This window comes from Pseudoalteromonas rubra (genome assembly GCF_000967655.1).
Classification (GTDB): Bacteria; Pseudomonadota; Gammaproteobacteria; order Enterobacterales; family Alteromonadaceae; genus Pseudoalteromonas; species Pseudoalteromonas rubra_A.
The window spans coordinates 73,386-99,454 of sequence record NZ_JXYA01000001.1 but is presented as its reverse complement, the minus strand read 5'-3'; the positions used below and the strand labels follow the sequence as shown (position 1 = coordinate 99,454).

Genomic DNA, 26,069 nt, shown 5'->3' with positions numbered 1-26,069 from the left:
GGTCTATACCGTTTTACGGTAGTACACCACATCCTCAGGCCCGTCCGGGCCTGAGTGTTTCCCTTCTTTTAAAAACGTCATCGACAGCTTCTTCATGATATTAATCGAGCCCAGGTTGTTTTTCAGGGCAATGGCGCTCAAATAATCCATCTTATTCTGCTTAGCCAGATGCGCGGCAATATGCCCGGCGGCCTCGGTCGCGTAACCTTTCCCCCAGGCCATTTGCTTAAATCGCCAGCCTATCTCCAGGTCCCGTTCATCCATGTCACCATCAAAAAAGTGCATGGGGCGGATCAAAACCCAGCCCAGAAAAGTGTCGTCGTCAATCAGGCTGCAATGCCACAGACCCCAACCTTGCTGAGGGTTGGTAAATTTGGCCAGGCGCGGCAGGTAAAACTGCTCAATTTGCTCGCGAGAAGTTGGCTGGCCATTGGTAATGTAGCGCATTACCACAGGGTCACTGTCGAGCTCAGCGAGCAGCTCACCATCTTGTTGTGTCATAAGCCGGTATTTCAGGCGTGTTGAAGGGGCAATTATCATCATTGTTATACTGCTTTTATGGTCAGAATTGTCTAAGATAGCCGACCCAAGTTTGAGGAGAGAAGTGTGGAAAACTCGGTACTGGCATTACGAGCTCAACAAATAGCATCCGCGCGGCGGGAATTCAAGGCCCGGGGATCAAAATTACCTCGCTGTGAGCGGTGTTTACTGGCCGAACCTTTATGTATTTGTGCGGGGGTTCAGGTCGCGAAATGCGACAGTGCGGTGTGTTTGCTCATGTATCATAATGAGAGTTTTAAACCTTCTAATACGGGTCGCCTGATAGCTGATATTGTCCCGGATAACCATGCGTTTCGCTGGGACCGTACCGATCCTGACCCGCGTTTACTGGCTTTATTAGCCGATCCCAGGTATCAGCCTGTGGTGGTGTTTCCGGCTGACAATGTCGAGCCGCAGCGCGTGGTCAATCGGGTAACACGGCAAAGCGATAAAGTGCCGCTGTACATTTTTCTCGACGGGACCTGGCGTGAAGCGAAAAAGATGTTTCGCAAAAGTCCTTATCTGGATCAGTTTCCGGTTTTGTCCGTGACACCAGAAAGCTTGTCGGATTATAAGCTGAGGGTGGCCCCACATGCGCACCAGTTGGGGACGGCAGAAGTGGCTTGTGTGGTTTTGGCTGAAAATGGTGAAACACAGGCTGCGGAATATCTGACCCAGCATTTTGTCGATTTTCGTGATGCGTATCTGAAAGGGAAGAAAAGCAAACTGGCGTAAGCAGTTGAACGCTAAATTTAAAAGGGATGGGAATAAGAAGAGCGCGACCCTTGCGGGCCGCGCTTGACGGAATCTTCTAAATAGCGTCCTGCTATGTTGATGAGATCAACTCCTTACATGCTCGTCCATGTCTCGCCTTGCGTTGTCATTCTGCGAGATGTACATCCTGTACTGTCCTTAAAGCAATCAGCGCTCCCATTTGCTGACTTAGTCCGTGCTAACCATCCTTTGTGTCGTCTTCCTGACTTGTTCCTGTTTCCCTGTATTCCTGTGCACCATCTGCCTGTGCATCAACGTCCTTACTTAAACGGCATATCCTGTTGTCCGAAGCCTAATCCTAGTTCCTGACAGTCCTACCGCACAAACTCCCTGACCAGCAACTCAATCCGTTTCCCTGTTGCTTTGTGCTCTCCCCTTGAGATGACTAAAGTATATGAGAGTCTGGGTGAGATAACAGCACAAAAAAACGCTTTGAAATTCGGTTAAAAAAGTTGCCTGTAAAAAAACTTGTTATCTAACAAAGACCTTTTTATATTTTGCTGATAAAGTCAGCGTTATCTTCATAGATAGCGACAAGCTTAGTGAGAGATCTCTCACAATCAAATGTCCGTATGTCGCTATTTAATAAAATTGCAATATGTTGAACTATCGGCTGTATTTTGTCGGGATCCGGGTTACCATAGCCTGAGAATAGTTATTGTTATTATTTGGAGCTTATATGAAAAGTGCAATTGCAACTCTGCTTGCTGCTGTAACCAGCTTGTCTGCTGTCGCCGCGGATGAGGTGAACATCTATTCCTATCGCCAACCTTTTTTAATTCAGCCTATCCTGGATGATTTCACCAAACAAACAGGCATTAAAACTAACGTGGTGTTCGCCAAGAAAGGCCTGATTGAGCGGGTAAAGCGTGAAGGCAAACACGGCCGGGCCGATTTGGTACTGACGTCAAACTTCAGCGCCATGATCCAGTTAGAAGAGCTGGGACTGACCAACCCGATTGACAGCGACACGGTGGATAAAAATATCCCGGCTAGCTTTCGTGATCCGGATGGCCACTGGGTTGCACTGACCAAACGCGTGCGTAACGTTTATTCATCGAAAGGCAGAGCGGGCAAGCTAACCAGCCTGAGCTATGAAGAGCTGGCTAGCCCTAAATACAAAGGTAAAATCTGTACACGCTCGGGTAAACACCCTTATAACCTGGGTCTGGTGGCGTCTATGATTGCCCACCACGGCGAAGCTGAAACCAAGACCTGGCTGCAAGGCGTGAAAGCCAATCTGGCACGTAAGCCTCAGGGTAATGACCGCGCACAGGTAAAAGCCGTGAAAGAAGGACTGTGTGACCTGGCGCTGGGTAACAGCTACTACTTTGGCAAAATGCTTGAAGACAGCAAACAAAAAGCCTGGGCTGATGCAGTTTACATTAACTTCCCAAATCAGAGCGACCGTGGCTCGCACCTTAACGTTTCGGGTGTGGTAATGACCAAGTACTCGAAAAACAAAGAAAATGCCTTGAAACTGATCGAGTTTATGACCGACAATAAAGCCCAGAACATGTACGCCTCGATGAATATGGAATATCCGGTTAAGCCGGGCGTCGAATTGTCGAAACTAGTGGCATCCTGGGGCACGTTTAAGGAAGACAGTTTACCTTTGTCCGAGATCAGTAAATACCGTCCGATGGCGCTTAAGCTCATCGATGAGGTAAAATTTGACCTGTAAATGCAATTAAAACAAAGTCTGTCCCCGTGGCAGTGCATGGCGTGGTTGATAGGTATTGGCCTGTCAATCCCGCTGGCATTTCTGATTTTCGAAGCGCTGCAAGGTGAGTCGGAAGTATTTAGCCATTTATGGCAGAGTGTATTGTGGGACTATACCCGTAATACGATTGTGCTGATCGCCGGTGTTGTGGTGCTCAGTGCGTTCATAGCCTTGCCGCTGGGATGGCTTACGGCCTATTGTCGTTTTCCTGGCAAACGGGTGTTTGAGTGGGCGCTGATGCTGCCTCTGGCGCTGCCCGCTTACATTATTGCCTATGTCTATACCGATTTATTAGATTATGCCGGTCCGGTCCAAATCTGGTTACGTCAGCAATTTGGCTGGCAGGGACCGGAGGATTACTGGTTTTTTGACCTGCGTACTTTGCCCGGCGCCATCGTGATGATAGCCCTGGTGCTGTATCCCTATCTGTATTTGATCTTCAAAACCGCTTTGCGTGAGCAGTCGTTTAAACTGGTGCAGGCCAGTCAGCTGATGGGTATGAGCCCGGCGCAAAGTTTCTTTAAAGTGAGCCTGCCGTTATCTCGTGGCGCGATTGTTGCGGCACTGGCGCTGATCAGCATGGAAACCATGGCCGACTTCGCCACCGTACACTATTTTGCCGTAAGCACCCTGACAACGGCCGTGTATGATACCTGGCTGGGTTATTACTCGCTGACTGCCGCCGCCAAGATCTCAGGCATTATGCTGCTGTTTTTATTTGTCGCACTGTTACTTGAGCGTATGAGTCGCAAAACCCAGGTAGTGCACGAGCGCCAGTCCGGGGTGAATGACACCCACCTTTATGATTTAACCGGTTATCAGGGGTGGCTGGCCTGGGGGTTTTGTATACTGATCCTCAGTGTGGCGTTTTTTGTGCCCGTTGGCATATTGCTCAACTATGCCTGGCATTATTTCGAGCAAGCCTGGAATGCCGAGTTTTTCAATTATGCACTGCAAAGCTTACAGATCAGCCTGTATGTCAGCGTAATTGCGATGCTGGTCAGTTTACTGGTGGTCTACTATCAGCGCATTGAGCCGGGCAAGCTGACTAATCTACCGGGGCGTTTTGCCAGTACCGGCTATGCCTTACCGGGCACTGTGCTGGCGATTGCCGTGTTGCTGCCACTGACCTTGTTTGATACCAAACTCAATGAATGGCTGGATGGCAGTGGTTTTGAGCCAGGTTTGTTGCTCAGTGGCACTTTGTTTGCCATGATTTTTGCTTACGTGGTGCGCTTTTATGCCATTGCGCATGGGGCAGTTGAGTCCAGCTTTGTGCGGATCAGCCCAAGCATTGATATGGCCAGCCTGTCACTCGGGAAAGGGCGCTTTCAGACGCTGACTCAGGTGCATATGCCGCTGCTTAAGCGAGGCTTGCTGACAGCCGGTCTGCTGGTCTTTATTGAGTGCATGAAAGAGCTGCCCGCAGCGCTGTTACTGCGCCCGTTTAATTTTGAAACCCTGGCCACCCATGTTTATCAGTATGTCAGCGATGAGCAACTGGAGCTGGCCTCGATATCCGCTTTGTTTATCGTGCTGGTAGGACTTGTCCCCTTATACTGGGTTAATCGCTCAATGGAACAACATAACTAATGCCAAGTTTAGAAATTCAATCGTTAAACTATCATTATGATGGTCACCCGGTGATCCAGCAGCTTGATTTGACGGTAGCTGAGAACGAAATTGTCTGCCTACTCGGTGCCAGTGGCTGTGGCAAAACCACAACTCTGAAAGCAATCGCAGGCCTGTTGCATCCCCAGCAGGGGGAGATCCGCATTAATGGCAAAAGTGTCAGCAGCGAGCGGCATTTTGTAGCACCTCAGCATCGTAACATTGGTATGATGTTTCAGGACTATGCACTGTTTCCGCACCTGACCGTTGCGCAGAATATCGCGTTCGGTTTGAGTAAGCTCAGCAAAACAGAAAAACAAAATCGCGTCGCGCACATGCTGGAACTGGTTCATCTCGAGCAATATGCCGGGCGCTTTCCCCACGAACTGTCTGGTGGTCAGCAGCAGCGCGTGGCCATTGCCAGGGCGCTTGCCTATCACCCTAACTTGTTATTGCTGGATGAACCATTTTCTAACATTGATGCGCAGGTGCGCTTTCAGCTGATCAAAGATATTCGCGATATTATTAAAGATCAGCAGGTATCGGCGATTTTTGTCAGCCATTCCAAAGATGAAGCGTTTGCCTTTGCCGACAGGCTCGCCATCATGCATCAGGGGCAAATTGCCCAGTTAGGCACACCCAAAGAGCTGTTCCAGCATCCAAATAGTCGTCAGGTAGCAGAATTTTTGGGACAAGGTGCTTACGTGGCTGCGCAGCGCCACAATGGGGCTCAGGTTGAAACCGCGTTTGGCTCCGTGGAGTCTCTGATTGATATCCAGAGCTCGGCCCAGGCCGGGCAGATTTACCTCAGACCCAGCCACATTGAGCTGTTTAATGCTGAACAGGGGCAGATCGAAGTAGCGCAACATCGCTTTGTCGGGACCGAGTATCTGTATGCCATCGAGCTGGAAGGTCAGATGTTAGAAGTGGCCATGCCCTCTGATAAACCACTGGATCTCAGCAGGCCGGTGAGTTTGAAAATTAAGCCTCATGCGATAAACTTCTTTTCTTAAGGCATAACAATTCGTTACATTAGCTAATAGCAACTCAGATGAGTGCGGTGGCCGGGCGTGCATAGATACGCCCAAAAGAAACGTGCTCAACCGCACCATTCGGGTTTAGCATGACGCGTTGATTTAATGATAGGAAGGGGTGATGGCGCAAGCACAATCAGGGGTATGTGCCGAGGCAAATCTACACGGTTTGCACTTGTTTTTTAACGTACTGGATGGTCACGATGAGGCGGTGCGCTCGGCGCTCAGCCAGGCGGGCAGGTTGCAGGATGAACTCAGTGACCGTTTTTCTGAGGCCATGCTCAGCAGCTTTGTCGCCATAGGTGCCCAATACTGGCCGCATATCTATCCCGAGTTTATTCCGCCGCAGCTGAAGAGCTTTCCTCTGATCAAAAGTAGTGAGCATTTGTGTCATAGCCAGCCATTCGACCTACTCTATGTGATCCGCTCAGACAGAGAAGACGTCAATCACCTGTTTGCCCAGAGTGTGCTGCACATGTTATCCGGGGGCGTCGAGCTGGTAGCCCAGGTGCGCGCTTTTCGTTTTCTTGACGGGCGGGACTTTAACGGGTTTGTTTATGGTGCCGATATTCCCCATGGCCGCTTTAAACGCCAGATTGCCTTAGTGGGCAATCCGGGAGGGCTTGACGATCAGGGCAGCTATATTCATGTTCAGCGTACTCAGTTTGACCTGACCCGCTGGCAGGCGTTGCCGCTGTCGGATCAGGAGCAGCTGATGGGACGCACCCGCCTTGATAACCTGTTGATTGACGATGCGCCGCCGTACAACCATGCCCGACTCAATGAGATTAAAGACAGTGAAGGTAGACCTCTGCTGCTGAATCAAAGTATGCCCTATGGCGATGTCTATGAGCAGGGCAGTTTATGGCTTAGCTGCGCCGCGAAAGGGGATGCGTTTGAGCAGCTGTTACACAGTCGCTTTGGCTTGTCGGGGGATGGAGATTACGATCCGCTGCTGGATTATTCTCAGGGTGATATGGGCGCGGCATTCTTTGCGCCATCGCTGCAGTTTTTACAGCAAATGGCGCAGTCTTAACCGTGATCAGACGTTATCAAAAAGCGTTTTAACCCGATCCAGGGTGGCATCAATTTCAGAGACTTTGGCGGGGGCGATAAAAATGGTGTCGTCACCTGCAATTGTGCCTAGCACGCCATCGGCAGATCCCAGCGAGTCCAGCAGGCGGGCAATCAGTTGTGCGGCTCCCGGGCTGGTGCGTATGATGATCATCATTTCGTTATGTACTATGTCGATCACCAGCTGGCGCAGCGGGCTTTTTGCGGTGGGTACGCCCATTTCCGCGGGTAAACAATATACCATTTCCTGTTTGGCATTGCGGGTGCGTACGGCACCGAACTTACTCAGCATACGAGAGACTTTACTTTGGCTGATGTTGTCAAACCCCTGCTCTTTAAGGGCATCGACAATTTCACCTTGAGAACCAAAGTTTTCTTCTTTTAACAGGGCCTTAAAGGCTTTGACTAGGGCTTCTTGTTTTTCCTGCGGCTGCATACTCAATACTTCTTTATGACTCAATTGTTAGGATTTTACACAAAACGCGCCTGTTACCCAAATTTCAGGACGAGAAGATTCTTCAAGCGATGGTGGTTTTCCAGATTAGAAACGCGGGACCAAGCGTAAACCATTAGTAGCAGTATCTGCCGCGAACTTTACAACTATAGTCGAAAAAAAGACGAAAATTGCGCGTATAAATTTGTTTTTGGCGGCGCTTTTCATTATCTTTACAGCACATTTAATTCCACCTTCAAATTATGGAGAATTCCAATGAAAGTTGCTGTATTAGGTGCCGCTGGCGGTATCGGTCAAGCATTGTCTCTTTTGCTTAAAAACGGTTTACCTGCTGGTTCTGAGCTTGCGCTATACGACGTAGCGCCAGTAGTACCTGGCGTAGCGGTTGACCTGTCTCACATCCCAACAGCGGTAAAAGTAGCTGGTTTTGGTAAAGACGACCTGGATGCAGCGCTGGTTGATGCAGACATCGTATTGATCCCTGCGGGTATGCCACGTAAGCCAGGTATGGACCGTGCTGACCTGTTCAATGTGAATGCGGGCATCATCAAGACTCTGGCTGAAGGCATTGTTAAAAACTGTCCTAAAGCGCTGGTTGGTGTGATCACTAACCCAGTAAACGGCACTGTGCCAATCGTTGCTGAAGTATTCAAAAAAGCAGGTACTTACGATCCAGCTCGCGTATTCGGTGTGACTACACTGGATGTTATCCGTGCAGAGACTTTCATCGCTGAGCTGAAAGGCCTGAACGTAAGCGACGTGAAAGTGCCTGTGATTGGTGGTCACTCAGGTACTACTATTCTGCCTCTGCTTTCTCAGGTTGAGGGCGCTGAGTTCTCTGACGAAGAAGTAGCTGCACTGACTAAGCGTATCCAGAATGCCGGTACTGAAGTAGTTGAAGCTAAGGCGGGTGGCGGCTCTGCAACTCTGTCTATGGGCGCGGCTGCGGCACGTTTCTGCTTCTCACTGGTTAAAGGCCTGCAAGGTGAAAACGTGGTTGAGTACGCTTATGTTGAAGGCAACACGGGCGATGCGCCTTTCTTCGCACAACCTGTACGCCTTGGCAAAAACGGCGTAGAAGAGCTGCTGCCTTACGGCGAGCTGAGCGCGTTTGAGCAACAAGCAAAAGACGACATGCTGGCAACACTTGAAAAAGACATCAAAGAAGGTGTTGATTTCATGGCATAACTTGCCAGTTTACTGAGCAATATTCTTGCCCGGTAAGTGAAACGAAAAAAGCCTGACTCAGTCAGGCTTTTTTGTGTCTGATTACAAAGCCGCTAGTGCAGGATCCGGGCGCGGATCGTGCCTTCAACCGCACTTAGCTCTTTTAATGCAACTTCAGAATGGTCGCTGTCCACATCAATCACCACATAACCAATGCTTTCATCGGTTTGCAGGTACTGCGCTGCGATGTTGATGCCATGCTGTGCAAACGCCTGGTTAATTTGTGTCAGCACACCAGGGCGGTTCTCATGCACGTGCAGCAGACGGCTGCGGTTTGACAGTTCAGGCAGCGACACTTCCGGGAAGTTGACCGCTGTGACGGTTGAGCCGTTATCAGAGTACTTCGCCAGTTTACCCGCGACTTCTATTCCAATGTTTTCCTGTGCTTCCTGCGTGGAGCCGCCGACATGTGGTGTCAGGATCACATTGTCGAACTGGCGCAGTGGTGAGACAAACTCTTCGTCATTAGACTTAGGTTCGACCGGGAATACATCAATCGCAGCACCAGACAGTTTACCTGCGCTAAGCGCTTCAGCCAGGGCGTCGATATCCACCACAGTACCGCGTGAGGCATTGATCAGGATCGCACCCTGTTTCATTACTTCCAGCTCCGCCATGCCAATGAGGTTTTTCGTTTGCGATGTTTCCGGCACGTGTAAGCTCACCACATCAGCACGTTGCAACAACTGAGTTAAGCTTTGCACCTGTTGCGCATTGCCCAATGTCAGCTTGTCTTCAATGTCGTAAAACTCGACCTTCATGCCAATGTTTTCGGCCATGATCCCCAGCTGAGTGCCGATGTGGCCATAGCCAATGATCCCCAGTGTTTTACCACGTGCCTCAAAAGAGCCAATCGCGGATTTAAACCACTCGCCACGGTGCGCCATCGCGTTACGCTTTGGAATGCCCCGTAGAAGCAGCAGGATCTCACCCAGCACTAGCTCAGCCACCGAACGCGTATTTGAAAACGGCGCGTTAAAGACGGCAATACCACGCTGCTTGGCCGCATTCAAGTCAACCTGATTGGTGCCAATACAAAAGCAGCCAATTGCAACCAGCTTATCTGCGGCTTCCAGAACGGTTTCACTCAGGTGTGTGCGCGAGCGGATCCCCACAAAGTGGACATTTTTGATCCGCTCAATCAATTCATTTTCAGGTAGCGATGTCTTCACGTACTCGATATTGCTATAACCGTTGCGTTTGAGCGTTTCAACGGCGCTCTGGTGTACGCCTTCCAACAATAAAATGCGAATTTTGTCCTTAGACAAGGATACCTTACTCATGACTCATTCCTGTTACTTAATTTGTGGCCCCTCTGGGGTCCCTGTGATGACGATGTTGGCGCCGCGCTGAGCGAACAAGCCATTGGTAACAACACCGACGATTTGATTAATTTTTTCTTCCAGTTCGGCTGCCTGTGTGATGGATAATCCATGAACATCCAAAATCACATTGCCGTTATCTGTGACAACGCCCTGACGATAGACAGGATCGCCACCCAGCTTAAGCAACTCACGGGCTACATAGCTGCGCGCCATTGGGATCACTTCAACCGGTAAAGGAAATTGTCCCAGCGCATCGACATGCTTAGTGTTGTCGACAATACAGATAAACTGTCTGGCAACCGCTGCCACGATTTTTTCGCGCGTCAGCGCCGCACCGCCGCCTTTGATCATCTGATTGTGTGCATTAATTTCATCCGCACCATCGACATAAATGTCCAGCTCAGACACATCATTGAGCTCAAACACGTCGATACCCAGCGCCTTGAGCTTTTCAGTTGATGCCTCGGAGCTAGAGACGGCACCTTTAATGGTGTCTTTGACACTGCCCAGCGCATCGATAAAGTGGTTGACGGTAGAGCCTGTGCCTACGCCGACTACTGTGCCGGCTTCAACATACTGTAACGCCGCCCAGGCAGCTGCTTTTTTCATTTCATCTTGAGTCATAACGCGATCACTGTTTTAGTTGATTATTCGCTCGCAATTATACGCTCAAAGCACAAAAAAAGTATGTCAGATGCCACTAATGGTGGAATTTATGATCGGATGCTTTCGGTTATGATCCAGTGGTAACGCTTACATTACCACTGATAGCATTGTTGTGGCGTGATTATGGTTGGCAGAGGCACATCCCAGGCTTCGGTTGGCAGGGCTGCCACCTTTTGACAGTCATGGGCCAGACCTATCAATTTAGGCTGTTGCCACTGTTCACGATAATAACGCGCCAGCGTGCGATCATAGTAACCACCGCCCATCCCGAGGCGGTTGCCGGCGTCGTCAAATGCGACGAGCGGGAGCAGCAGGTAATCTAGCTGCGCCAGCGGGCAAATGTGGCTACAATTTAACTCTGGCTCTAAGATAGCATAGCGATTCTGCCTCATGGGTGAGTTTTTTTCATACTGCTGAAAGAGCAAAGTGACGCCGCTGAAGGGGTGAATAACCGGTAAATAGAGGTCCATACCTTTAGACCAAAGTGTTTGAATTAAAAGGTTAGTTCTCAGCTCTCCATCATTTTCAAGGTAGACCCCGATACGGGCGTTTTTAGGGAGTTTCACATGTTGAGAAAAATTAATAGTTAAATTTTGTTCAGCCTCTTTTTGTTGTTCTTCTGTCAGGCTGTTACGCAATTTTCTAATAATATTTCTAATTTCTTTCCTTGATGTTGTGATTTTTTCATCTGAGAGTGAATTTGTTTTCATTACACAGGCACCAACTCAGGAAAAGCAAGGCTGATCCCCAGAACAACCAGTAGCAACACTAATAGTGACAGCAAGATGTACAGGAGCTTTTTAGAGCGCTTGGGCGGCTCACTGTCGAGTTCCAGTTCGCTGAACAGCGGCTCATCTTCCCACTCATCTTCTTCATGCTGCTCATCTTTGACTTGTTTGCCGTCGATGCGTTGCTCCAGCTCATCCAACTTTTCTTCAATGCGGATCAGGCTGCTGGTAATGTAGTCGAGCGCATCGAATACGCGCTCGTTGGCCGCATTTTGCGCTGTGTCAGAGCCCGCAACGGGTTGAGACTGCGATTGCAGCTTACTTTGGATCCCATACACGGCCAGTAACTTAGCCTGTTTAAGGCACTTTTGTTTGTCTGCGGGGCCAAACAGGGGTTTACCTGTGGTGAAGTCGGCCACCTTCTGTGCTGACACTTTTAGTTTTGCTGCGAGTTGCTCTGTGGCTGCCTGGCTGTCAGTACCTGGCTTAAAGCCGGAAAACACTACGCGAAATTGCTCGCTCATGAGGTTCCCTCAATATCATTACTTCGGGTCCATTATTCATGCTAGTTCCCGGCGAATTGTTGTTAACTTATTGCTGGGTAAGCGGAATAAAAAACGTGGACATCGTCAATTGTTGTTTTGAGTATACCTAACTTTTCCATTCTGTGTGTGAAGTTATCTGTGCACGCCGTAAGAGAAAGAAAAACGGCGCCTAAGTGGGCGCCGTATGTTGGTCATTCGCTGTGTTTAATATTTCGCTGATTGGTTGTATTTGAGTGAGTCGGTAATGAATTCGCGCAAGTCCTGATTGGCTTGGGTAAGGTCCGGACGACGCAGGTACATCATATGACCCGAGCGATAACCCTTAAAGCGCAACCTGTGCTGCATTTTACCGCTGGGATCGAGGTGCCAGAGGTTGTACTTACCATCAAAGTAATTAGTCGCACCATCATAATAACCCGACTGCACCATCACATTCAGGTAGGGGTTTTTTGCCATGGACAGGCGCAACTGTTCACCCACTTCGTTGTTGCTGCGATCCCAGGGGCGTACATCGCCAAACATATTATATTTGATGTCCGTTTTATAGTTCAGCTCGTGACGGAAATAGTGATTGATAGCGGGTGTAAAGGCATGCAGCCAGGCGTCCAGCTCCGGCCAATAGTCAGGGCCTTCGCCCGCATCGCGTTTATCAATCCCCAGATAACGGGAATCGAGGCGACCGACCGTATAGCCACGCTCGCGCAGCAGCTCTTTCCAGAAAGCGTGATTGGGGATGTCGAGGTTATTTTGCAGTACGAACTGCTGTGACAGGCCACTGAAGTACGCGACTTGTTTTGCTACTTCCTGGCGTGTCTGCTCGCTCAACATGGCGCCTTTGGCTAACGCGGGCAAGTAATGATCTAAGGTATAAGCTTCCACCTGCTTAAGTACGCTCAGCAGGTCCTGCTTTTGTAAAGCTTCTGGCAGCGCCTTGTGATACCAGGCGGTTGCAGCAAAATACGGTAGCCGGTTGGCGCTTTTTACCGGCCCCTGACGTTTAATGCCAATATCCGTCGGAGACACCAGCACGACACCGTTGAGGAATAGCCATTGCTTGTTTTGTAGCTCATGGGCGAGGCCAGAAACGCGAGTTGTGCCATAGCTTTCACCGATCAAAAATTTTGGCGACAGTGCACGGCCATGACGGTTAATGAAGGTATTCAGCCACCCAGCCAGATACTCAATATCGGCATTCACACCAAAAAATCGTTTTTGCAGAGTCTGTTTGTCGGCCATTGTACCGTCTTGTTCGGGCAGCACGCGGGAGTAGCCGGTATTGACCGGGTTCACAAACAGAATATCGGCGACATCCAGCACCGAATCCGGATTGTCTTTCAGACCGTAGGGCTGCATTGGGTAGCCTTCATCATCGATTTTTAGCACTCGGGGGCCAGTGTAAGCAATGTGCATCCAAACCGAGGCTGAGCCCGGTCCGCCATTGAATGAGATCAGCAGCGGGCGGGTGGCAGGATCTTTCACTTTGTTCTTTTTATAGTAAGTGTAGTGCAGCGTTGCGATTGGGTGACCCGCTTTATCCCACACAGGCTGAGTGCCTGTGATTGCTGTATAGGAGAGGCGCTCCCCGTTAAAGGTCCCTTTATGCTCTGTGATGACCTGCGCATCAATTTGTTGGGTTAGCTGACCCTGGGTATCGGCTTGTGCCAATGCTTTGTGAGGGAGCGTGGTAAGTAAGGTCGCAGAAAGTGCGAACAGTAATGGCTTCAACAACATGTTTTTTTAATTTTTTGATGAAATGAATTGGCACATTTAAGACCCATCCTGCGCAGAATTCAAAGAACTTGAGACTAACAGCCAAAAAATAGGCTACCCGAGCGAAGGTGTTAATACTTGTGTCCAAATGGTTTGTTTTTTGTATCTGTTTTAGGCGAGGTAAACGGAGGGTTGACGTCTATCCGTTTCCACCTGTTTACAAATTAATTGAAGGGCGAGTTTTTTTTGTCACAGAAATCGCGTATATTTAATCCTTATGTCCGTAGTATGAAAGTATTTAGCGCTGTTAAATTCTTGTATCTCTTCCCTTTTCTCGTAGTTTTAGTAGAGCATAGTAATGCAAAGAGTATTAATCGTCGAAGACAGTAAGGTAGTGCAGCAGATCCTTCGCCACCTTGCGTCACAACACCTGGATGTGGAAATCGATTTTGCCTGGTCACTGAAAGAGACCCAGGCATTACTCGAGAGCCAACATTACACCCTGGCACTGGTTGACCTGACCTTACCAGACGCCTCTGATGGCGAGGTAGTGCAACTCACTTTAAGCCGCAATGTGCCCACTGTGGTGCTGACATCCAAAATCGATGAATACAGTCGTCAGCAGATGCTTGAGATGGGGGTCGTCGATTATGTGATTAAGGACAACCGCGACTCTTATTTGTATGCCATCAAGCTGGTATCGCGTTTACTGCGCAATGAAGGGTGTCAGGCGTTGATCGCCGATGACTCGATGATCAGCCGGGCGGTGATGCGCCAGATGCTAGAAAAGCAGTTGTTTACGGTGTTTGAAGCGCAAGATGGCGAGCAGGCATTAAATATGCTCAACGCTAAGCCCGAGATCAAACTCTTGCTGACAGATTATGCTATGCCCACGATGGACGGCTTTGAGCTGGTAAAAGCGGTGCGTAACAGTCGCGGGCGCGATGATCTGGCCATCATTGGCTTGTCCGGTGCCGGAAGTCACGGCCTGTCTGCCAAGTTCATCAAGTACGGCGCGAATGACTTTTTGACGAAACCCTTTATGAATGAAGAGTTCCATTGTCGGGTGATGCAAACTATGGATCAGCTAAACCTGATAGCCGACATTAAAGAGTATGCGCATCGGGATTTTCTGACAGGTCTCTACAATCGTCGCTATTTTTGCCAGCACATGGATAAGGTTTTAAAAAATAAGCCAGACCAGTTTACACTGGCTTTGCTGGATCTCGACCACTTCAAAGCAATCAATGATGAGTATGGTCATCTTGGCGGTGACAAAGTCTTGTCCCAGGCCGCTGAATTGCTGAATAGTTCATTCAACCACTGCTTAGTTGCCCGGGTGGGCGGGGAAGAGTTTGCAGTACTGATGCCGGGCAATGATCTGAGCGTGGCCAAAGACAGTTGTCAGGACTTCAGAGAGCGCTTTGCCAATACCCAGTTTATGATCCAGGACCAGGCGCTGCATTGTACTCTCAGTGTCGGCATTGCCCGATGCGATAAAGCCACCCTCAGTGACGTTATGCGCGCTGCAGACAATGCGCTTTACCAGGCGAAAGAAGCGCAGCGCAATTGTGTTATGGTGAGTGAAAGCTAAACGACCACTTACTAATCACCACTTTGCACCATTTCAAGTCAGACAAAAAATAAGCGCACCAGCACGGTGCGTTTGTTGTTTCTGTAGCCCCCTACAAATACGCTAACTAATTGTAAAAAAGTCACTTTTATTTTTGGCACAAAGGTTGGATTACCTTCTCCCGACAGGATCATCTGCCCTGGGGGGGCGAATAATGAAAATGATAAGCGCAATAATTAAACCATTTAAGCTGGACGAGGTCCGCGAAGCCCTGGCCGAGCTGGGCATTGAGGGTATGACCGTGGTAGATGTCAAAGGCTTTGGCCGCCAGCGTGGCCACACTGAGTTATATCGGGGAGCCGAATATCAGGTCGACTTTATTCCAAAAATTAAGCTCGAAATTGCGACACGCAGTGAAAACACTCAGCGTGTTGTCGAGGCCATTACTGCCATTGCCAGCACCGGCAAAATTGGCGACGGCAAAATCTTTGTTTATGACCTTGAGCAAATAGTCCGGATCCGTACCGGCGAACTCGACGAAGAAGCGATTTAAGGGGCGATACAATGGAAAACACGGTAATAGAACTACAATTCTCTCTGAACACCTTTTACTTTCTGGTCTCCGGTATTCTGGTGATGTGGATGGCGGCAGGTTTTGCCATGCTCGAAGCCGGGCTGGTGCGCTCTAAAAATACCACGGAGATCCTCACTAAAAACGTCGCCCTGTATGCCATTGCCTGTACCATGTTTTTACTGGTCGGCTACAACATCATGTATGTGGATAATGTCGAAGGCGGCGTAGTCCCGAACTTTGGCGCGCTGATTGGCAGTGCGGCCGCAGATGCAGACCATGCGCTGGAGTCAGATTTCTTCTTTCAGGTGGTGTTCGTGGCAACCGCCATGTCGATTGTATCCGGTGCGGTCGCTGAACGTATGAAGCTGTGGGCCTTTTTGCTGTTTACAGTGGTGCTGACTGGGCTTATCTATCCAATTGAAGGGTACTGGACCTGGGGCGCCGGATTCTTATCTGAGATGGGCTTTGTTGATTTTGCAGGGTCCGCGATTGTGCATGGGGCAGGTGCAGCAGCGGCACTGGCAGGTGTTTTACTGCTTGGTGCGCGTAAGGGGAAATATGGTAAAAACGGTGAAATCTACCCAATTCCGGGTTCAAACTTACCCCTGGCCACACTGGGTACCTTTATTTTGTGGATGGGCTGGTTTGGTTTTAACGGCGGCTCGCAACTGTTTTTAGCAGATAAAAGCAACGCCATCGCCGTCAGTCAGATCATGGTGAATACCAATGCGGCGGCGGCTGCCGGTGCCATTGCTGCGTTGGTGGTGTGCAAACTGATGTGGAAAAAAGCCGACCTGACCATGATCCTCAATGGCGCATTGGCAGGCCTGGTCACCATTACTGCGGAGCCGGCATCGCCTACGCCTGTACTGGCCTGCATTTTGGGCATGCTGGGTGGCTCTTTGGTGGTATTCAGCATAGTTGCGCTTGATAAGCTGCGTATTGATGACCCTGTGGGGGCCATTTCGGTGCACGGTGTGTGCGGCGCGCTGGGAATTATGATGGTGCCTTTCTCTAACAGCGATGCCAGCTTTATGACGCAGGCCATTGGACTTGTGACCATACTGGGTTTTGTGTTTATCGCGTCTTACATCGTCTGGGGGATCATTAAAACCCTGATGGGGATCCGGGTTGGTGAAGAAGAAGAACTCAGTGGCATGGATCAGCATGACTGTGGTATCGATGCGTATCCGGAATTTGTGACCATTCGCAATAAGTAAATAAGAAATAACCAAAAAGCGCGGCTCATTGCGCTTTTTGGTTTAAGCGACCGTTAATCTGAGATAATCTAGCATCTATTCACTCTCAGTAAGCATTTCATGGTCGATGGCAGACAATAAAAAAGCACCAGGCAAACCGCGCAAGTCCACTCGTAAAACTCCAGCCAAATCTGGCAAAAAACGCACTTCTTCTTCTGCGACTTCGTTTCGCCAGCGCTTGCGCGCTTTTCGCAGTCGAATGCTGAGCTCCTTGTGGTCATTGTGCTGGAAGCTCAGTCTGGCCATGGTGTTTGCGGTTGCCGGTTACGTGGTTTATCTGGATGCGAAAGTCAGCCGTCAGTTTGAAGGCAATAAGTGGCAGTTACCTGTACAAGTGTATGCCCGGGCTATGTCGTTTTATCCGGATCAGTATCTGGCTGAGCAGGAGGTGATCTGGGAGCTGGAACGACTCAATTACTCCCGGGTTAACCGCATCAAACATACCGGCCAGTTCGTGGTTCAGGGCCGTACAATCACAGTTTACCGGCGGACTTTTGAATTTTATGACGGGGTTGAACAGGCGCGTGTTTTTACCCTCAACTTTGCCGGTAAGAAGCTGGCCAGCATAGTCAATGAGCAGGGGCGGCGCATTGAAGCTGCCCGGCTGGAACCGGTGCAAATAGCCCGAATAGGTAATGAAAGTCGTCAGGACCGCGAATTTGTGCCGCTGGATAAAATACCGGGGATCCTTAAAGACACTTTGCTGGTGGTTGAGGATAGGGCCTTCTACGAACACCACGGGGTGTCGGTCTGGTCCATTATGCGTGCTTTGTATCACAATATTCGTGCCGGGCGCACGGTGCAGGGCGGCAGTACCCTGACTCAGCAGTTGGCTAAAAACTTCTACCTGACTCGGGAGCGCTCATTACTGCGCAAAATCAACGAAGCCTTTATCGCTCTGATCCTGGATTTTCGCTACAGTAAGGACGAGATCCTCGAAGCCTATCTTAACGAGGTTTATCTGGGTCAGGCCTATAATCAGGGCGTGCATGGCATGGGGCTGGCCGCCGAATTTTACTTTGCAAAACCCGTTGATGAGCTGGAATTTGATCAGATAGCCATGTTAGTGGCTATGGTGAAAGGTCCGTCTTACTATAATCCCCGCCGCTATCCGGAGCGAACCATGGAGCGGCGCGATCTGGTATTGCGGCTGATGGCCGAAAACGGCCTGATCACCACAGGTGAATACCGTCAGGCTCTGGAGCGGCCTATTGATATTCAACCGTTAAAAGAAAGCCTGATGCAGACCTACCCGGGGTATCTGGAGCTGGTGAATAGAGAGCTGCAACGCTTGCTGCCTGATGAAAACGTCATCAATGCAGGGATCCGTGTATTCACCTATTTTGATCTGCAAAAGCAGTCAGCCATGGAAGACGCGGTTAGTGAGGGCTTACCTTATCTGGAACGACGTTTCTCCACCGCCCAGCTCGAAGTGGGTATGATTTCTGTGAACACAAAAAAAAGTGGTGTGTCTGCCTTGGTCGCCGGGCGTCAGTTGCGCTATTCCGGATTTAACCGGGTACTGGATACTCGCCGTAATGTTGGCTCTTTGGTCAAACCGGCAATTTACCTGTCGGCACTGGAGCTGCCAGACTACAACCTGGGCACCTTGCTGGAGGATGCGCCGTTGCAGGTGACCAATGCAGCAGGGAAAACCTGGCAGCCCGAAAACTTTGATCATACCTTTCGGGGCTCGGTACCTTTGTATCGGGCGTTTAGTGAAAGTATTAATATTCCGGCCGTTAATCTCGGTCTGGATGTCGGCGTAGATACGGTTGCCCGCACCATGGCGCAGCTGGGGGTCGACAGTGATATTCCTTTGTATCCTTCTATGTTGCTGGGGGCCGTTGAGTTATCCAGTTTTGACGTGGCGCAGATGTATACCACGCTGGCTGCCAATGGCCGTTACGCGCCCCTGACAAGTATCTCAGCTATTACCAACACCACAGGCAAACGTTTGTATCAGCATCGCGTTGCCAAACAGTCCCGATTCTCTCAGGAAGCCATGTATATGACGCGCTACGGACTCAAGCGCGTAACCAAGAGCGGCACGGCAAAACGCCTGAATCGCCATTTCCCTTCCATTCAGCTGGCAGGTAAAACAGGTACAAGTAATGAGCTAAGAGACAGCTGGTTTGCCGGTTTTGATCACAATACCGTGACGGTCACCTGGATCGGTCGCGACGATAACAAGCCGGCCAAGCTGACAGGCGGGCGTGGGGCACTGGAGCTGTATATTCGCTACTTAAAACCGCTCAACCCGCAGGCCATTGCCGATCAGCGCCCGACAGGTGTGCGCTGGGCATTCGTCAATGAACAAACCGGTGAGCAGGCTGCACCCCATTGCGGACCGACCATTCAGCTGCCTATCCGCATTGAAGAGTTCAATCCCCGGCCTGGTTGTGGTTGATCCGCACGCCGAGCCGCTCAGGTTTTGAATTTGGCGATCAGTTGATTTAACGTCGCCGCCATGTTGCTGAGCTTTTGCGCATCGCCCCGGGTGGCTTCGGCGGAGCTCAGGGTGTGGTCGGCCAGATGGCTTATCTCACTGGACTCTGCCAGCGCCTGCTGGGTGGCAACCGCCTGACGTTGCACCTGATCGCTGATCACATGGCCCTGCTGGTCAATGTCGGCCATGCTCTGCTCCGCGGCGCTGAGTACCTGATTGGTCTCGTTGGCCGCACTAACACCTTGTTCCATTTTTTCTACGCTGCTGAGCATTTTCTTTTGGGTGTCGTTTGATGCCTGCTGTAATGAGTGAATAATCGAATGGATCTCTTCGGTCTGTTGCTGAGTTCTTTGCGCCAGGGTGCGTACTTCATCGGCCACTACGGCAAAACCGCGGCCCTGTTCACCCGCGCGCGCCGCTTCAATGGCTGCATTGAGTGCCAGTAAGTTGGTTTGTTCGGCGATTTCGCTGATCCCCAGGCTCACCTTACTGATGTTCTGGCTGTCTTGTGCCAGTTTATCAAGTGCAATGCGGCTTTCTTCAAATTCACGTTGCAGAACCGTCATATGTTCTGCCAGTCGGGTGGTATTCTCACTGCCTTGCTTAACTTGTTGCGCCGCCGTTGCAGCCAGCTCGGTGGCATGATGGGCCGAGGTCTCAACTGCATCTGCGGCATTGGCCATTTCACTGAGTGCCTGATGCACGGTTTGGATCTTCGCCTGCTGCTGCGCCACATCTTCACGGGTGTCCTGGCTTATCTGGCGCAGTTTATCCGTGGCACCATGTAAGTCGGTGGAGGTGGTTCTGACATTACCCAGCAAATGCACAAAGGCATCCAGCACCGCATTGTACTGACGCAGGATCTCGCTCAGTTCATCTTTACCGCGAGGTTGCGCCCGTGTGCTCAGATCGCCAGATGAAGCACGCTGAGCAGAGGCCGAAAATTCGGCAATGGTATCCACCACCGCAAAGTAAAAGCCCAGCATTAAATAGAGCGCCAGCAACAAGCTGAGCACAGACGCCAGTGCCACCAGGTTTCGGATCCAACGCTCCTGCGTCAGTTTGTCATCAAGCAGGGTTTTTAAAGTGGGGGTGGCGGTGTTGATAAGGGCAGTGAGCTGAGTCAGCACATCACGATGCAGGGAGTTAAATGCACTGCTGGTCAGTTCAATGTCATCTGGCTCCAGGAGCTTGTCTTTAATGGCGCGATGATAGTTATCGAGCGCACGGTTGAGCGCGGTGATTTTGTCCTGAAGGCGCTTGTTGACGTGTTTACTGTTGGCTGTTGCCACTTCCAGCTTATTGTTGAGCTGGGTTTTTACCACAGGTAACACTTTGTTCAGGTTAGACAGCGCGATAAAAGAGTCGGGGGTAAAACGGCCGTTGCTGATTATCTCCTGCGCCTGAGAGGCGATATTATTCACCTGGCTTATCACATTGGGCACGGATTCGACCAGTGAGCGGTTTAGGTAAGAGCGGCTCAGATCATTGTCGATCGCCAGTTTAGAGGTAATGGATAAATGTTCCAACTCGTCACCGGGTTTGAGCCCTTTGGCAAATGGGCTGCGCGCCAGTACCTGGGCGTTACGCTTCGCCTGCTGGTTCAACAGGTTTTCTAAAATGGGTGGGTAATATTGCAGGCCGGCACGCTGTTGCTGACTGACCTGAATTGACTGGGTCAGGGTCGAGTTGAGAAAAAATAAACTCAGACTGAGTGGTAGCAGAAGAATACCAAATACCAGGCTGATTTTGGTTTTGTATTTTAACTGTGCCATAAAAGCAATGGCGGGGCTGGCAGCTGATCTGAGTCCTGTCATAATTTTATCTTTGTTTATAAGTCATTGGTAAGAGACCGGGTATAAGCAAAGAATAGTTCAAAGCGGTGAAAGTTTTTACTGACAGAAATAAAAAAGCCCCGCAGGGCTTTTTTGTAAGATTAACTGAAGGTCAGTGCTCAGGCTGCAAGCTTGGCGAATGCACGCTCTGCTGCTTGAATTGTCTGTGCAATGTCATCATCACTGTGCATAGTGCTGACAAACCCGGCTTCGAATGCCGAAGGAGCCAGATACACGCCTTCTTCCAGCATCAGGTGGAAAAAGCGTTTGAAGCGTTCCAGATCGCACTCAGTTGCCTGCTGATAGGTATCAACACGTTGCGCTTCGGTAAAGAAGAAGCCAAACATGCCACCGGCATAGTTGGTGGTCAGGGCAATACCCGCGGCATCTGCGGCTTGCTGGAATCCGTCGCACAGTTGCTTGCTCTTGGCCTCGAGGTCATCGTGCAAACCCGGTTCAGAGAGCAGTTCCAGGGCTTTCAGACCGGCAGCCATAGCGATTGGATTACCAGATAAAGTACCTGCCTGATAAACCGGGCCTACGGGGGCAATATAATCCATGATTTCACGCTTACCACCAAAGGCACCCACTGGCATACCGCCGCCAATTACTTTACCCAGACAAGTCAGGTCAGGGTCGATATTGTAATATTCCTGAGCACCGCCCAGCGCAACCCGAAAGCCGGTCATCACTTCATCGAAGATCAGAACCGATTTATGGGTATCACACACTTCGCGCAGGCCTTCCAGGAAGCCTTCAACGGGTGGAATACAGTTCATATTACCCGCCACTGGCTCGACAATAATACAGGCGATTTGGTCTGGGTATTGTGCAAAGATGGCTTTGACTTCGTCCAGGTTATTGAACGACACGGTTAAGGTGTGCTTTGCAAAGTCTGCCGGGATACCCGGAGAGTTAGGCACGCCCATGGTCAATGCACCAGAACCCGCTTTTACCAGCAAAGAGTCGGCGTGGCCGTGGTAGCAGCCTTCAAACTTCAGGATCTTATCTCTGCCAGTGTAACCGCGTGCCAGACGAATGGCGCTCATGGTTGCTTCAGTACCAGAGCTTACCATGCGCACTTTGTCGATTGAGGGTACCAGCGCTTTGACTTTTTCAGCCATCAGAATTTCGCTTTCAGTCGGTGCGCCATAGCTTAGGCCATTTTCAACTGCATCCAGCACGGCTTGTTTGATCTGGGGATGGTTATGGCCCAGGATCATCGGTCCCCATGAACCCACATAATCGATATAGCGTTTACCGTCCGCATCGTAAGTATGCGGGCCTTCAGCTTTATTGATAAACAGCGGCGTGCCACCTACACCGTTAAATGCACGAACGGGTGAATTAACACCACCCGGGATAGACTCCTGGGCACGAGAGAAGAGATCTTGACTGATTGTCATAATGTGTCCTTTTGTTTTGTGCCGGGTGTATCTGAAACGTCATTCAGCTACACCCGGCCATGAAACGAAATAAGTGGATTAGGTGTCGCGCTTACGGCTGAACCAGGGCACGTCTACTTCGTATTGCTCAACTTTGTCGGCAACACCCAGTGTCAGTGCAAACAATGCCATGCGGATCAACACGCCATTTTGAACCTGGCGGAAGATGGCCAGGTTATCGTTATTATTCAGGTCGTTATCCAGCTCGTTGGCATCGCCACGGCTGTCGCGCGGTAATGGGTGCATTAATACCGACTGCGGCTTACAGTGGGCCTCATAAATGGCCTGGCTAATGCGAAAACCACCGCGGTACTTGTTGGCTTCTTCCTGTGATGGAAAACGCTCTTCCTGAATGCGGGTCTGATAAACGATATCGGCCGCCAGGTTACCTTCCATTTTTGATACCAGTTCAATCTGGTGACCGGCGTTACTGACCGCATCCAGAATATAATCAGGCATTTGTAAACCGTCTGGCGCAACCATAGAGAAACGCACGTTTTTATAGTGACACAGCAGCTTAGACAGAGAGTGGACCGTGCGGCCATACTTAAGGTCGCCAACCAGGGCGATGTGCATACCATCAATGCCACGCTCAAAACGACCCAGCTCACGTTCAATCGTGAGCAAGTCCAGCAGTGCCTGGGTTGGGTGCTCATTCGGGCCGTCACCGCCGTTGATCACTGGCACATCTGAGCCCGTTGCAAATTCCGCCACGGATCCGGCATCCGGGTGACGCATAGCGACGGCATCGGCATAGGCTGAGATCACCCGGGCCGTGTCATACAGGGATTCGCCTTTTGCCAAAGCGGAACTTTGCATACCTGTGGTCTCTCTGACCGTGCCGCCCAGCAGGTTAAAAGCGGTTCCGAAACTGACACGCGTTCGGGTACTGGGTTCAAAAAACAGGTTGGCTAATACGGCACCTTCTAATACGTTGGTGCGCTTGTACTTTTTAGCGTAGGGTTCCATTTTCTTTGCAACATTGAAAATCAGCTCAATGGCTTCTCTGTCGAGTTCGTTGACGGAGAGGATGTTTTCACCTTGGAAACTTAACATGCGGCGATTCCTAATCACAGATTGACAACAGGAGGCGGGGAGCACTCCTAACCGAGCTCGCAAAACAGGGCGTATCAGACGCACACTGCGTTGAGTAACTGGAGCGACATAATAGCACAATTCTGTTTTTTAGGCGTGGAAAATGACGGCCCAATAGCCGCCATAGTGTGAGATTAGAAAACCGGTTTCAGGATGGCGAGCATAACGATGATCAGCAGCAGTATGACCGGGAATTCGTTAAAGATACGATAGAAGCGATCGCTACGCTCGTTACGGTCGTGCTTAAAGTCTGCCAGCAGTTTAAAACAGTAGGCATGATACAAATATAATATAATCACCGGCACCAGCTTATAGTGCAGCCACAGGTTAGCGCGGAACCATTCGCGGCCATAACTGGTGATCAACAGTACCCCGAACACGGCCGTGAGCACGGCAAATGGGGTAACAAAGTAGAGCAGCCGCCGCTCCATGATTTTTAACATGGCGGAGCAGGGCTTTTCATCGGTCATGGCATGGTAAACAAACAGCCTGGGCAGATAGAAAATACCAGCAAACCAGGCAACCATAAAAAAGATGTGCAGTGCTTTGTACACAAGTATCGTCGTCATAAAACCCCTTGGTTGTCTTAAAATGCAATTACAGCAAGCTGTTTCTCATGGTGAGAATATGGCGGATCTGATCCCACCTTAGCAAGCCCATAATTTGTTTGTTATCTTTTTGATTATACACATAGACGGCGCCGGAGCGTTTGTCTTTGAGAATATCAAATGCGTCTGCCAGCGTTGCCTGTGTACTTAGTCCCTGTAACTCGATATAAGTGATGGTCATGCTTTGTTCAGAGATCAAGCTGAGGTCATATTCGGCCAGTCGGTAACCGTGTTCTTCGTCGTAAACGATCAGCGGAGTCTGGCTGTCAATGGCCGACAGGGTTTCTCTGATCTGCTCTTTGTCATCAGAATAGAGCAGCTTGAAGCCTTCTTCCATTTCTTCCATGATCCCCACTTTTTGCAGGGCCTCTTTGGCGGGAGAAACCTGATAGGGCAGTCCCTGAAAGTCTAGCTGCTGTAAGAAAATCGAGCGGTTACCAAATACCTGCAGCGCGGTAACATAGGCGCAGGAGATCACTATCATGGCCGGCACCACAATCTGTGGGCTTGAAGTCAGCTCCATCACTGCGGTCAGCGCTGCCAATGGTGCGTGCAAAGTGGCTGCCAGCAGGCCTGCCATGCCCAGTACACCATAGGTGCCCGCAACACTGACTTCGGGAGAAATAAACTGAGCAAAATACGCCATCAGTGTGCCAATTAACACTCCCAGACCGATAACCGGGCCAATGATCCCACCAGGGATCCCCAGGCCAATGGCAAAGATGGTGGCCAGTAGCTTAGCTATCAGAATGGTTGTCAGCAGTTGTAATTCACCGGGCGTCTCAACGGCGATTGTAATGGCGCTCATACCTGAGCCCATGGCTTCTGGCACCAGATATCCGATCAGACCGGCCAATAACCCGGCCAGCATCAGGCGGGGAAACATGCTGATGGGCTTAAAGGTTTTGATGATCATCATCAGGTTCTGATTAAATGCAAAGGCAATGGCACCAAGCACGAAGCCACATAAAATCAGAAATGGATAATGCCAGAAGGACAGGGTAGACACACTGATCAGCGACAGCTCCAGATCATGGCCAAACACATATTGGGTGGCAAGTGCGCCAGTTACCGCTGCGAGCATAATGGGGACGAAAATATGGATCTTGTATTCCCGCAGCACCACCTCCATGACGAAGATCACCGCTGCCAGGGGCGTGTTGAACGACGCCGCTATGCCAGCAGCCACACCACAACCGGCCAGTGTCCGTGCAGCGTTCATTGGCAGATGGAGGCGCTCAGCCAAAATACTGGCTCCGGTTGCCCCCATGTGTACTGATGGGCCTTCCCGGCCAACGGAAAAACCGCTGATGAGTGCAACCGCACCGCCAAAAAACTGGTTAACCGAATTCCAGATTGGCATTTGCCCGTAGTGTTGTTTAATGCGATAGATGACAAAAGGAATACCGAGGCGGTAGTGCTTGAAGCCCGTCAGGCTGGCAAACAGGGCGATCAGCAAGGCCGCGCCCACAGGCAACAGGACGCGTTGATGTTCAGGTAATGTGGTAAAGTCGTCCGGGCTGTCTAAAAACATCCCCTGCACCAGCAGTATGGTCAGGCGAAATAAGATGATCAATACTGCTGCAATTAAGCCCGCGCCAATTCCCAGCAAGCACAGCTGAATGGACGTTTTTGGTTTCGCTAAGCGACGGCGTAAATTATCGAGCGACATACAATATTGGCCTGTTGAAAATCTGAATTGGCGCGAGCATCAGCTCGCTTTATTGCTTGCGTACACTGAATCTAGCCCTAACCTGAATATTTTAGGACCACAAAGGTCTCCAAGTAGCGTTGTGACGTTTATCCATCGCGACGAACGC

General features: G+C 50.3%; 22 protein-coding genes. 10 read left to right on the top strand and 12 right to left on the bottom strand.

Annotated features, from left to right (window positions below):
• Window positions 1–3: 3 nt before the first annotated feature.
• Window positions 4–543 (bottom strand): GNAT family N-acetyltransferase, encoded by a 540-nt coding sequence (locus tag TW77_RS00475; RefSeq protein WP_082078771.1) that lies wholly within the window; start codon window positions 541–543, stop codon window positions 4–6.
• Between the two features lie 63 nt (window positions 544–606).
• On the opposite strand from TW77_RS00475, the gene TW77_RS00470 reads away from it, so the two are divergent.
• The 5 genes from TW77_RS00470 to TW77_RS00450 all read left to right on the top strand — a co-directional run bounded on the left by TW77_RS00470 (window position 607) and on the right by TW77_RS00450 (window position 6,718).
• Window positions 607–1,275 carry a tRNA-uridine aminocarboxypropyltransferase gene (locus TW77_RS00470; protein WP_046002998.1) on the top strand — a complete coding sequence of 223 codons (669 nt, stop codon included), beginning with the start codon at window positions 607–609 and terminating at the stop codon, window positions 1,273–1,275.
• 718 nt (window positions 1,276–1,993) lie between these two features.
• Window positions 1,994–2,998, top strand: a complete 1,005-nt coding sequence (locus TW77_RS00465) for a Fe(3+) ABC transporter substrate-binding protein (RefSeq protein ID WP_046002997.1) — start codon at window positions 1,994–1,996, stop codon at window positions 2,996–2,998.
• Window positions 2,999–4,630, top strand: a complete 1,632-nt coding sequence (locus tag TW77_RS00460; RefSeq protein WP_046002996.1) for an ABC transporter permease — start codon at window positions 2,999–3,001, stop codon at window positions 4,628–4,630.
• A complete protein-coding gene (locus tag TW77_RS00455) occupies window positions 4,630–5,661 on the top strand; it encodes an ABC transporter ATP-binding protein (RefSeq protein WP_046002995.1) in 1,032 nt (343 codons plus the stop codon). The genes TW77_RS00460 and TW77_RS00455 overlap by 1 nt, the downstream gene beginning before the upstream one ends.
• 142 nt (window positions 5,662–5,803) lie before the next feature.
• Window positions 5,804–6,718 (top strand): Dyp-type peroxidase, encoded by a 915-nt coding sequence (locus tag TW77_RS00450; RefSeq protein WP_046002994.1) that lies wholly within the window; start codon window positions 5,804–5,806, stop codon window positions 6,716–6,718.
• A gap of 6 nt (window positions 6,719–6,724) precedes the next feature.
• Here the strand turns inward: TW77_RS00450 and argR are convergent, their stop codons facing one another.
• Window positions 6,725–7,192, bottom strand: a complete 468-nt coding sequence (argR, locus tag TW77_RS00445; RefSeq protein ID WP_046002993.1) for a transcriptional regulator ArgR — start codon at window positions 7,190–7,192, stop codon at window positions 6,725–6,727.
• A gap of 273 nt (window positions 7,193–7,465) precedes the next feature.
• Between argR and mdh the strand changes: the two genes are divergently transcribed.
• On the top strand, window positions 7,466–8,398 hold the full coding sequence (gene mdh / locus TW77_RS00440; RefSeq protein ID WP_046002992.1) for a malate dehydrogenase: 933 nt from the start codon (window positions 7,466–7,468) through the stop codon (window positions 8,396–8,398).
• Window positions 8,399–8,490: 92 nt separating this feature from the next.
• Here mdh and serA read toward each other — a convergent pair whose 3' ends face one another.
• The 5 genes from serA to TW77_RS00415 all read right to left on the bottom strand — a co-directional run bounded on the left by serA (window position 8,491) and on the right by TW77_RS00415 (window position 13,432).
• The gene (gene serA, locus TW77_RS00435; RefSeq protein ID WP_046002991.1) at window positions 8,491–9,720 is read right to left on the bottom strand and encodes a phosphoglycerate dehydrogenase; all 1,230 of its coding nucleotides are present in this window, start codon (window positions 9,718–9,720) and stop codon (window positions 8,491–8,493) included.
• 12 nt (window positions 9,721–9,732) lie between these two features.
• The gene (gene rpiA / locus TW77_RS00430) at window positions 9,733–10,386 is read right to left on the bottom strand and encodes a ribose-5-phosphate isomerase RpiA (RefSeq protein ID WP_046002990.1); all 654 of its coding nucleotides are present in this window, start codon (window positions 10,384–10,386) and stop codon (window positions 9,733–9,735) included.
• A 134-nt stretch (window positions 10,387–10,520) separates the two neighbouring features.
• Window positions 10,521–11,138 (bottom strand): 5-formyltetrahydrofolate cyclo-ligase, encoded by a 618-nt coding sequence (locus tag TW77_RS00425; protein ID WP_046002989.1) that lies wholly within the window; start codon window positions 11,136–11,138, stop codon window positions 10,521–10,523.
• Window positions 11,138–11,680 carry a hypothetical protein gene (locus tag TW77_RS00420; protein ID WP_046002988.1) on the bottom strand — a complete coding sequence of 181 codons (543 nt, stop codon included), beginning with the start codon at window positions 11,678–11,680 and terminating at the stop codon, window positions 11,138–11,140. The genes TW77_RS00425 and TW77_RS00420 overlap by 1 nt, the downstream gene beginning before the upstream one ends.
• A 225-nt stretch (window positions 11,681–11,905) precedes the next feature.
• Window positions 11,906–13,432: a S10 family peptidase gene (locus TW77_RS00415; protein ID WP_046002987.1), complete on the bottom strand. Its 1,527-nt coding sequence runs from the start codon at window positions 13,430–13,432 to the stop codon at window positions 11,906–11,908.
• A gap of 337 nt (window positions 13,433–13,769) precedes the next feature.
• Here TW77_RS00415 and TW77_RS00410 point away from each other — a divergent pair, with 337 nt between their 5' ends.
• The 4 genes from TW77_RS00410 to mrcB all read left to right on the top strand — a co-directional run bounded on the left by TW77_RS00410 (window position 13,770) and on the right by mrcB (window position 19,227).
• Window positions 13,770–15,005, top strand: coding sequence for a GGDEF domain-containing response regulator (locus TW77_RS00410; protein ID WP_046002986.1), 1,236 nt, complete (start codon window positions 13,770–13,772; stop codon window positions 15,003–15,005).
• A gap of 193 nt (window positions 15,006–15,198) precedes the next feature.
• Window positions 15,199–15,537 carry a P-II family nitrogen regulator gene (locus TW77_RS00405; RefSeq protein ID WP_046002985.1) on the top strand — a complete coding sequence of 113 codons (339 nt, stop codon included), beginning with the start codon at window positions 15,199–15,201 and terminating at the stop codon, window positions 15,535–15,537.
• Window positions 15,538–15,548: 11 nt separating this feature from the next.
• Entirely contained in the window at window positions 15,549–16,778 is a 1,230-nt protein-coding gene (locus tag TW77_RS00400) for an ammonium transporter (protein ID WP_046002984.1), read from the top strand.
• Window positions 16,779–16,884: 106 nt separating this feature from the next.
• Window positions 16,885–19,227, top strand: a complete 2,343-nt coding sequence (gene mrcB / locus TW77_RS00395; RefSeq protein ID WP_046002983.1) for a penicillin-binding protein 1B — start codon at window positions 16,885–16,887, stop codon at window positions 19,225–19,227.
• Window positions 19,228–19,244: 17 nt separating this feature from the next.
• On the opposite strand, the gene TW77_RS00390 is transcribed toward mrcB, so the two are convergent.
• The 5 genes from TW77_RS00390 to TW77_RS00370 all read right to left on the bottom strand — a co-directional run bounded on the left by TW77_RS00390 (window position 19,245) and on the right by TW77_RS00370 (window position 25,921).
• On the bottom strand, window positions 19,245–21,083 hold the full coding sequence (locus tag TW77_RS00390) for a methyl-accepting chemotaxis protein (RefSeq protein WP_046002982.1): 1,839 nt from the start codon (window positions 21,081–21,083) through the stop codon (window positions 19,245–19,247).
• A gap of 137 nt (window positions 21,084–21,220) precedes the next feature.
• The gene (gene hemL / locus TW77_RS00385; RefSeq protein WP_046002981.1) at window positions 21,221–22,507 is read right to left on the bottom strand and encodes a glutamate-1-semialdehyde 2,1-aminomutase; all 1,287 of its coding nucleotides are present in this window, start codon (window positions 22,505–22,507) and stop codon (window positions 21,221–21,223) included.
• A 78-nt stretch (window positions 22,508–22,585) separates the two neighbouring features.
• Window positions 22,586–23,602, bottom strand: coding sequence for an aspartate carbamoyltransferase (locus tag TW77_RS00380; RefSeq protein ID WP_046002980.1), 1,017 nt, complete (start codon window positions 23,600–23,602; stop codon window positions 22,586–22,588).
• Between the two features lie 173 nt (window positions 23,603–23,775).
• On the bottom strand, window positions 23,776–24,210 hold the full coding sequence (locus TW77_RS00375; RefSeq protein ID WP_046002979.1) for a CopD family protein: 435 nt from the start codon (window positions 24,208–24,210) through the stop codon (window positions 23,776–23,778).
• A 28-nt stretch (window positions 24,211–24,238) separates the two neighbouring features.
• Window positions 24,239–25,921 carry a chloride channel protein gene (locus TW77_RS00370; RefSeq protein WP_046002978.1) on the bottom strand — a complete coding sequence of 561 codons (1,683 nt, stop codon included), beginning with the start codon at window positions 25,919–25,921 and terminating at the stop codon, window positions 24,239–24,241.
• Window positions 25,922–26,069 lie beyond the last annotated feature (148 nt).

Bases quoted from the DNA above. Each gene is read 5' to 3' on its own strand.
- TW77_RS00475 (WP_082078771.1), bottom strand. From the start codon at position 543: ATGATGATAATTGCCCCTTCAACACGCCTGAAATACCGGCTTATGACA.
- TW77_RS00465 (WP_046002997.1), top strand. From the start codon at position 1,994: ATGAAAAGTGCAATTGCAACTCTGCTTGCTGCTGTAACCAGCTTGTCT.
- TW77_RS00460 (WP_046002996.1), top strand. From the start codon at position 2,999: ATGCAATTAAAACAAAGTCTGTCCCCGTGGCAGTGCATGGCGTGGTTG.
- TW77_RS00455 (WP_046002995.1), top strand. From the start codon at position 4,630: ATGCCAAGTTTAGAAATTCAATCGTTAAACTATCATTATGATGGTCAC.
- TW77_RS00450 (WP_046002994.1), top strand. From the start codon at position 5,804: ATGGCGCAAGCACAATCAGGGGTATGTGCCGAGGCAAATCTACACGGT.
- argR (WP_046002993.1), bottom strand. From the start codon at position 7,192: ATGCAGCCGCAGGAAAAACAAGAAGCCCTAGTCAAAGCCTTTAAGGCC.
- mdh (WP_046002992.1), top strand. From the start codon at position 7,466: ATGAAAGTTGCTGTATTAGGTGCCGCTGGCGGTATCGGTCAAGCATTG.
- serA (WP_046002991.1), bottom strand. From the start codon at position 9,720: ATGAGTAAGGTATCCTTGTCTAAGGACAAAATTCGCATTTTATTGTTG.
- rpiA (WP_046002990.1), bottom strand. From the start codon at position 10,386: ATGACTCAAGATGAAATGAAAAAAGCAGCTGCCTGGGCGGCGTTACAG.
- TW77_RS00425 (WP_046002989.1), bottom strand. From the start codon at position 11,138: ATGAAAACAAATTCACTCTCAGATGAAAAAATCACAACATCAAGGAAA.
- TW77_RS00420 (WP_046002988.1), bottom strand. From the start codon at position 11,680: ATGAGCGAGCAATTTCGCGTAGTGTTTTCCGGCTTTAAGCCAGGTACT.
- TW77_RS00415 (WP_046002987.1), bottom strand. From the start codon at position 13,432: ATGTTGTTGAAGCCATTACTGTTCGCACTTTCTGCGACCTTACTTACC.
- TW77_RS00410 (WP_046002986.1), top strand. From the start codon at position 13,770: ATGCAAAGAGTATTAATCGTCGAAGACAGTAAGGTAGTGCAGCAGATC.
- TW77_RS00405 (WP_046002985.1), top strand. From the start codon at position 15,199: ATGAAAATGATAAGCGCAATAATTAAACCATTTAAGCTGGACGAGGTC.
- TW77_RS00400 (WP_046002984.1), top strand. From the start codon at position 15,549: ATGGAAAACACGGTAATAGAACTACAATTCTCTCTGAACACCTTTTAC.
- mrcB (WP_046002983.1), top strand. From the start codon at position 16,885: ATGGCAGACAATAAAAAAGCACCAGGCAAACCGCGCAAGTCCACTCGT.
- TW77_RS00390 (WP_046002982.1), bottom strand. From the start codon at position 21,083: ATGACAGGACTCAGATCAGCTGCCAGCCCCGCCATTGCTTTTATGGCA.
- hemL (WP_046002981.1), bottom strand. From the start codon at position 22,507: ATGACAATCAGTCAAGATCTCTTCTCTCGTGCCCAGGAGTCTATCCCG.
- TW77_RS00380 (WP_046002980.1), bottom strand. From the start codon at position 23,602: ATGTTAAGTTTCCAAGGTGAAAACATCCTCTCCGTCAACGAACTCGAC.
- TW77_RS00375 (WP_046002979.1), bottom strand. From the start codon at position 24,210: ATGACGACGATACTTGTGTACAAAGCACTGCACATCTTTTTTATGGTT.
- TW77_RS00370 (WP_046002978.1), bottom strand. From the start codon at position 25,921: ATGTCGCTCGATAATTTACGCCGTCGCTTAGCGAAACCAAAAACGTCC.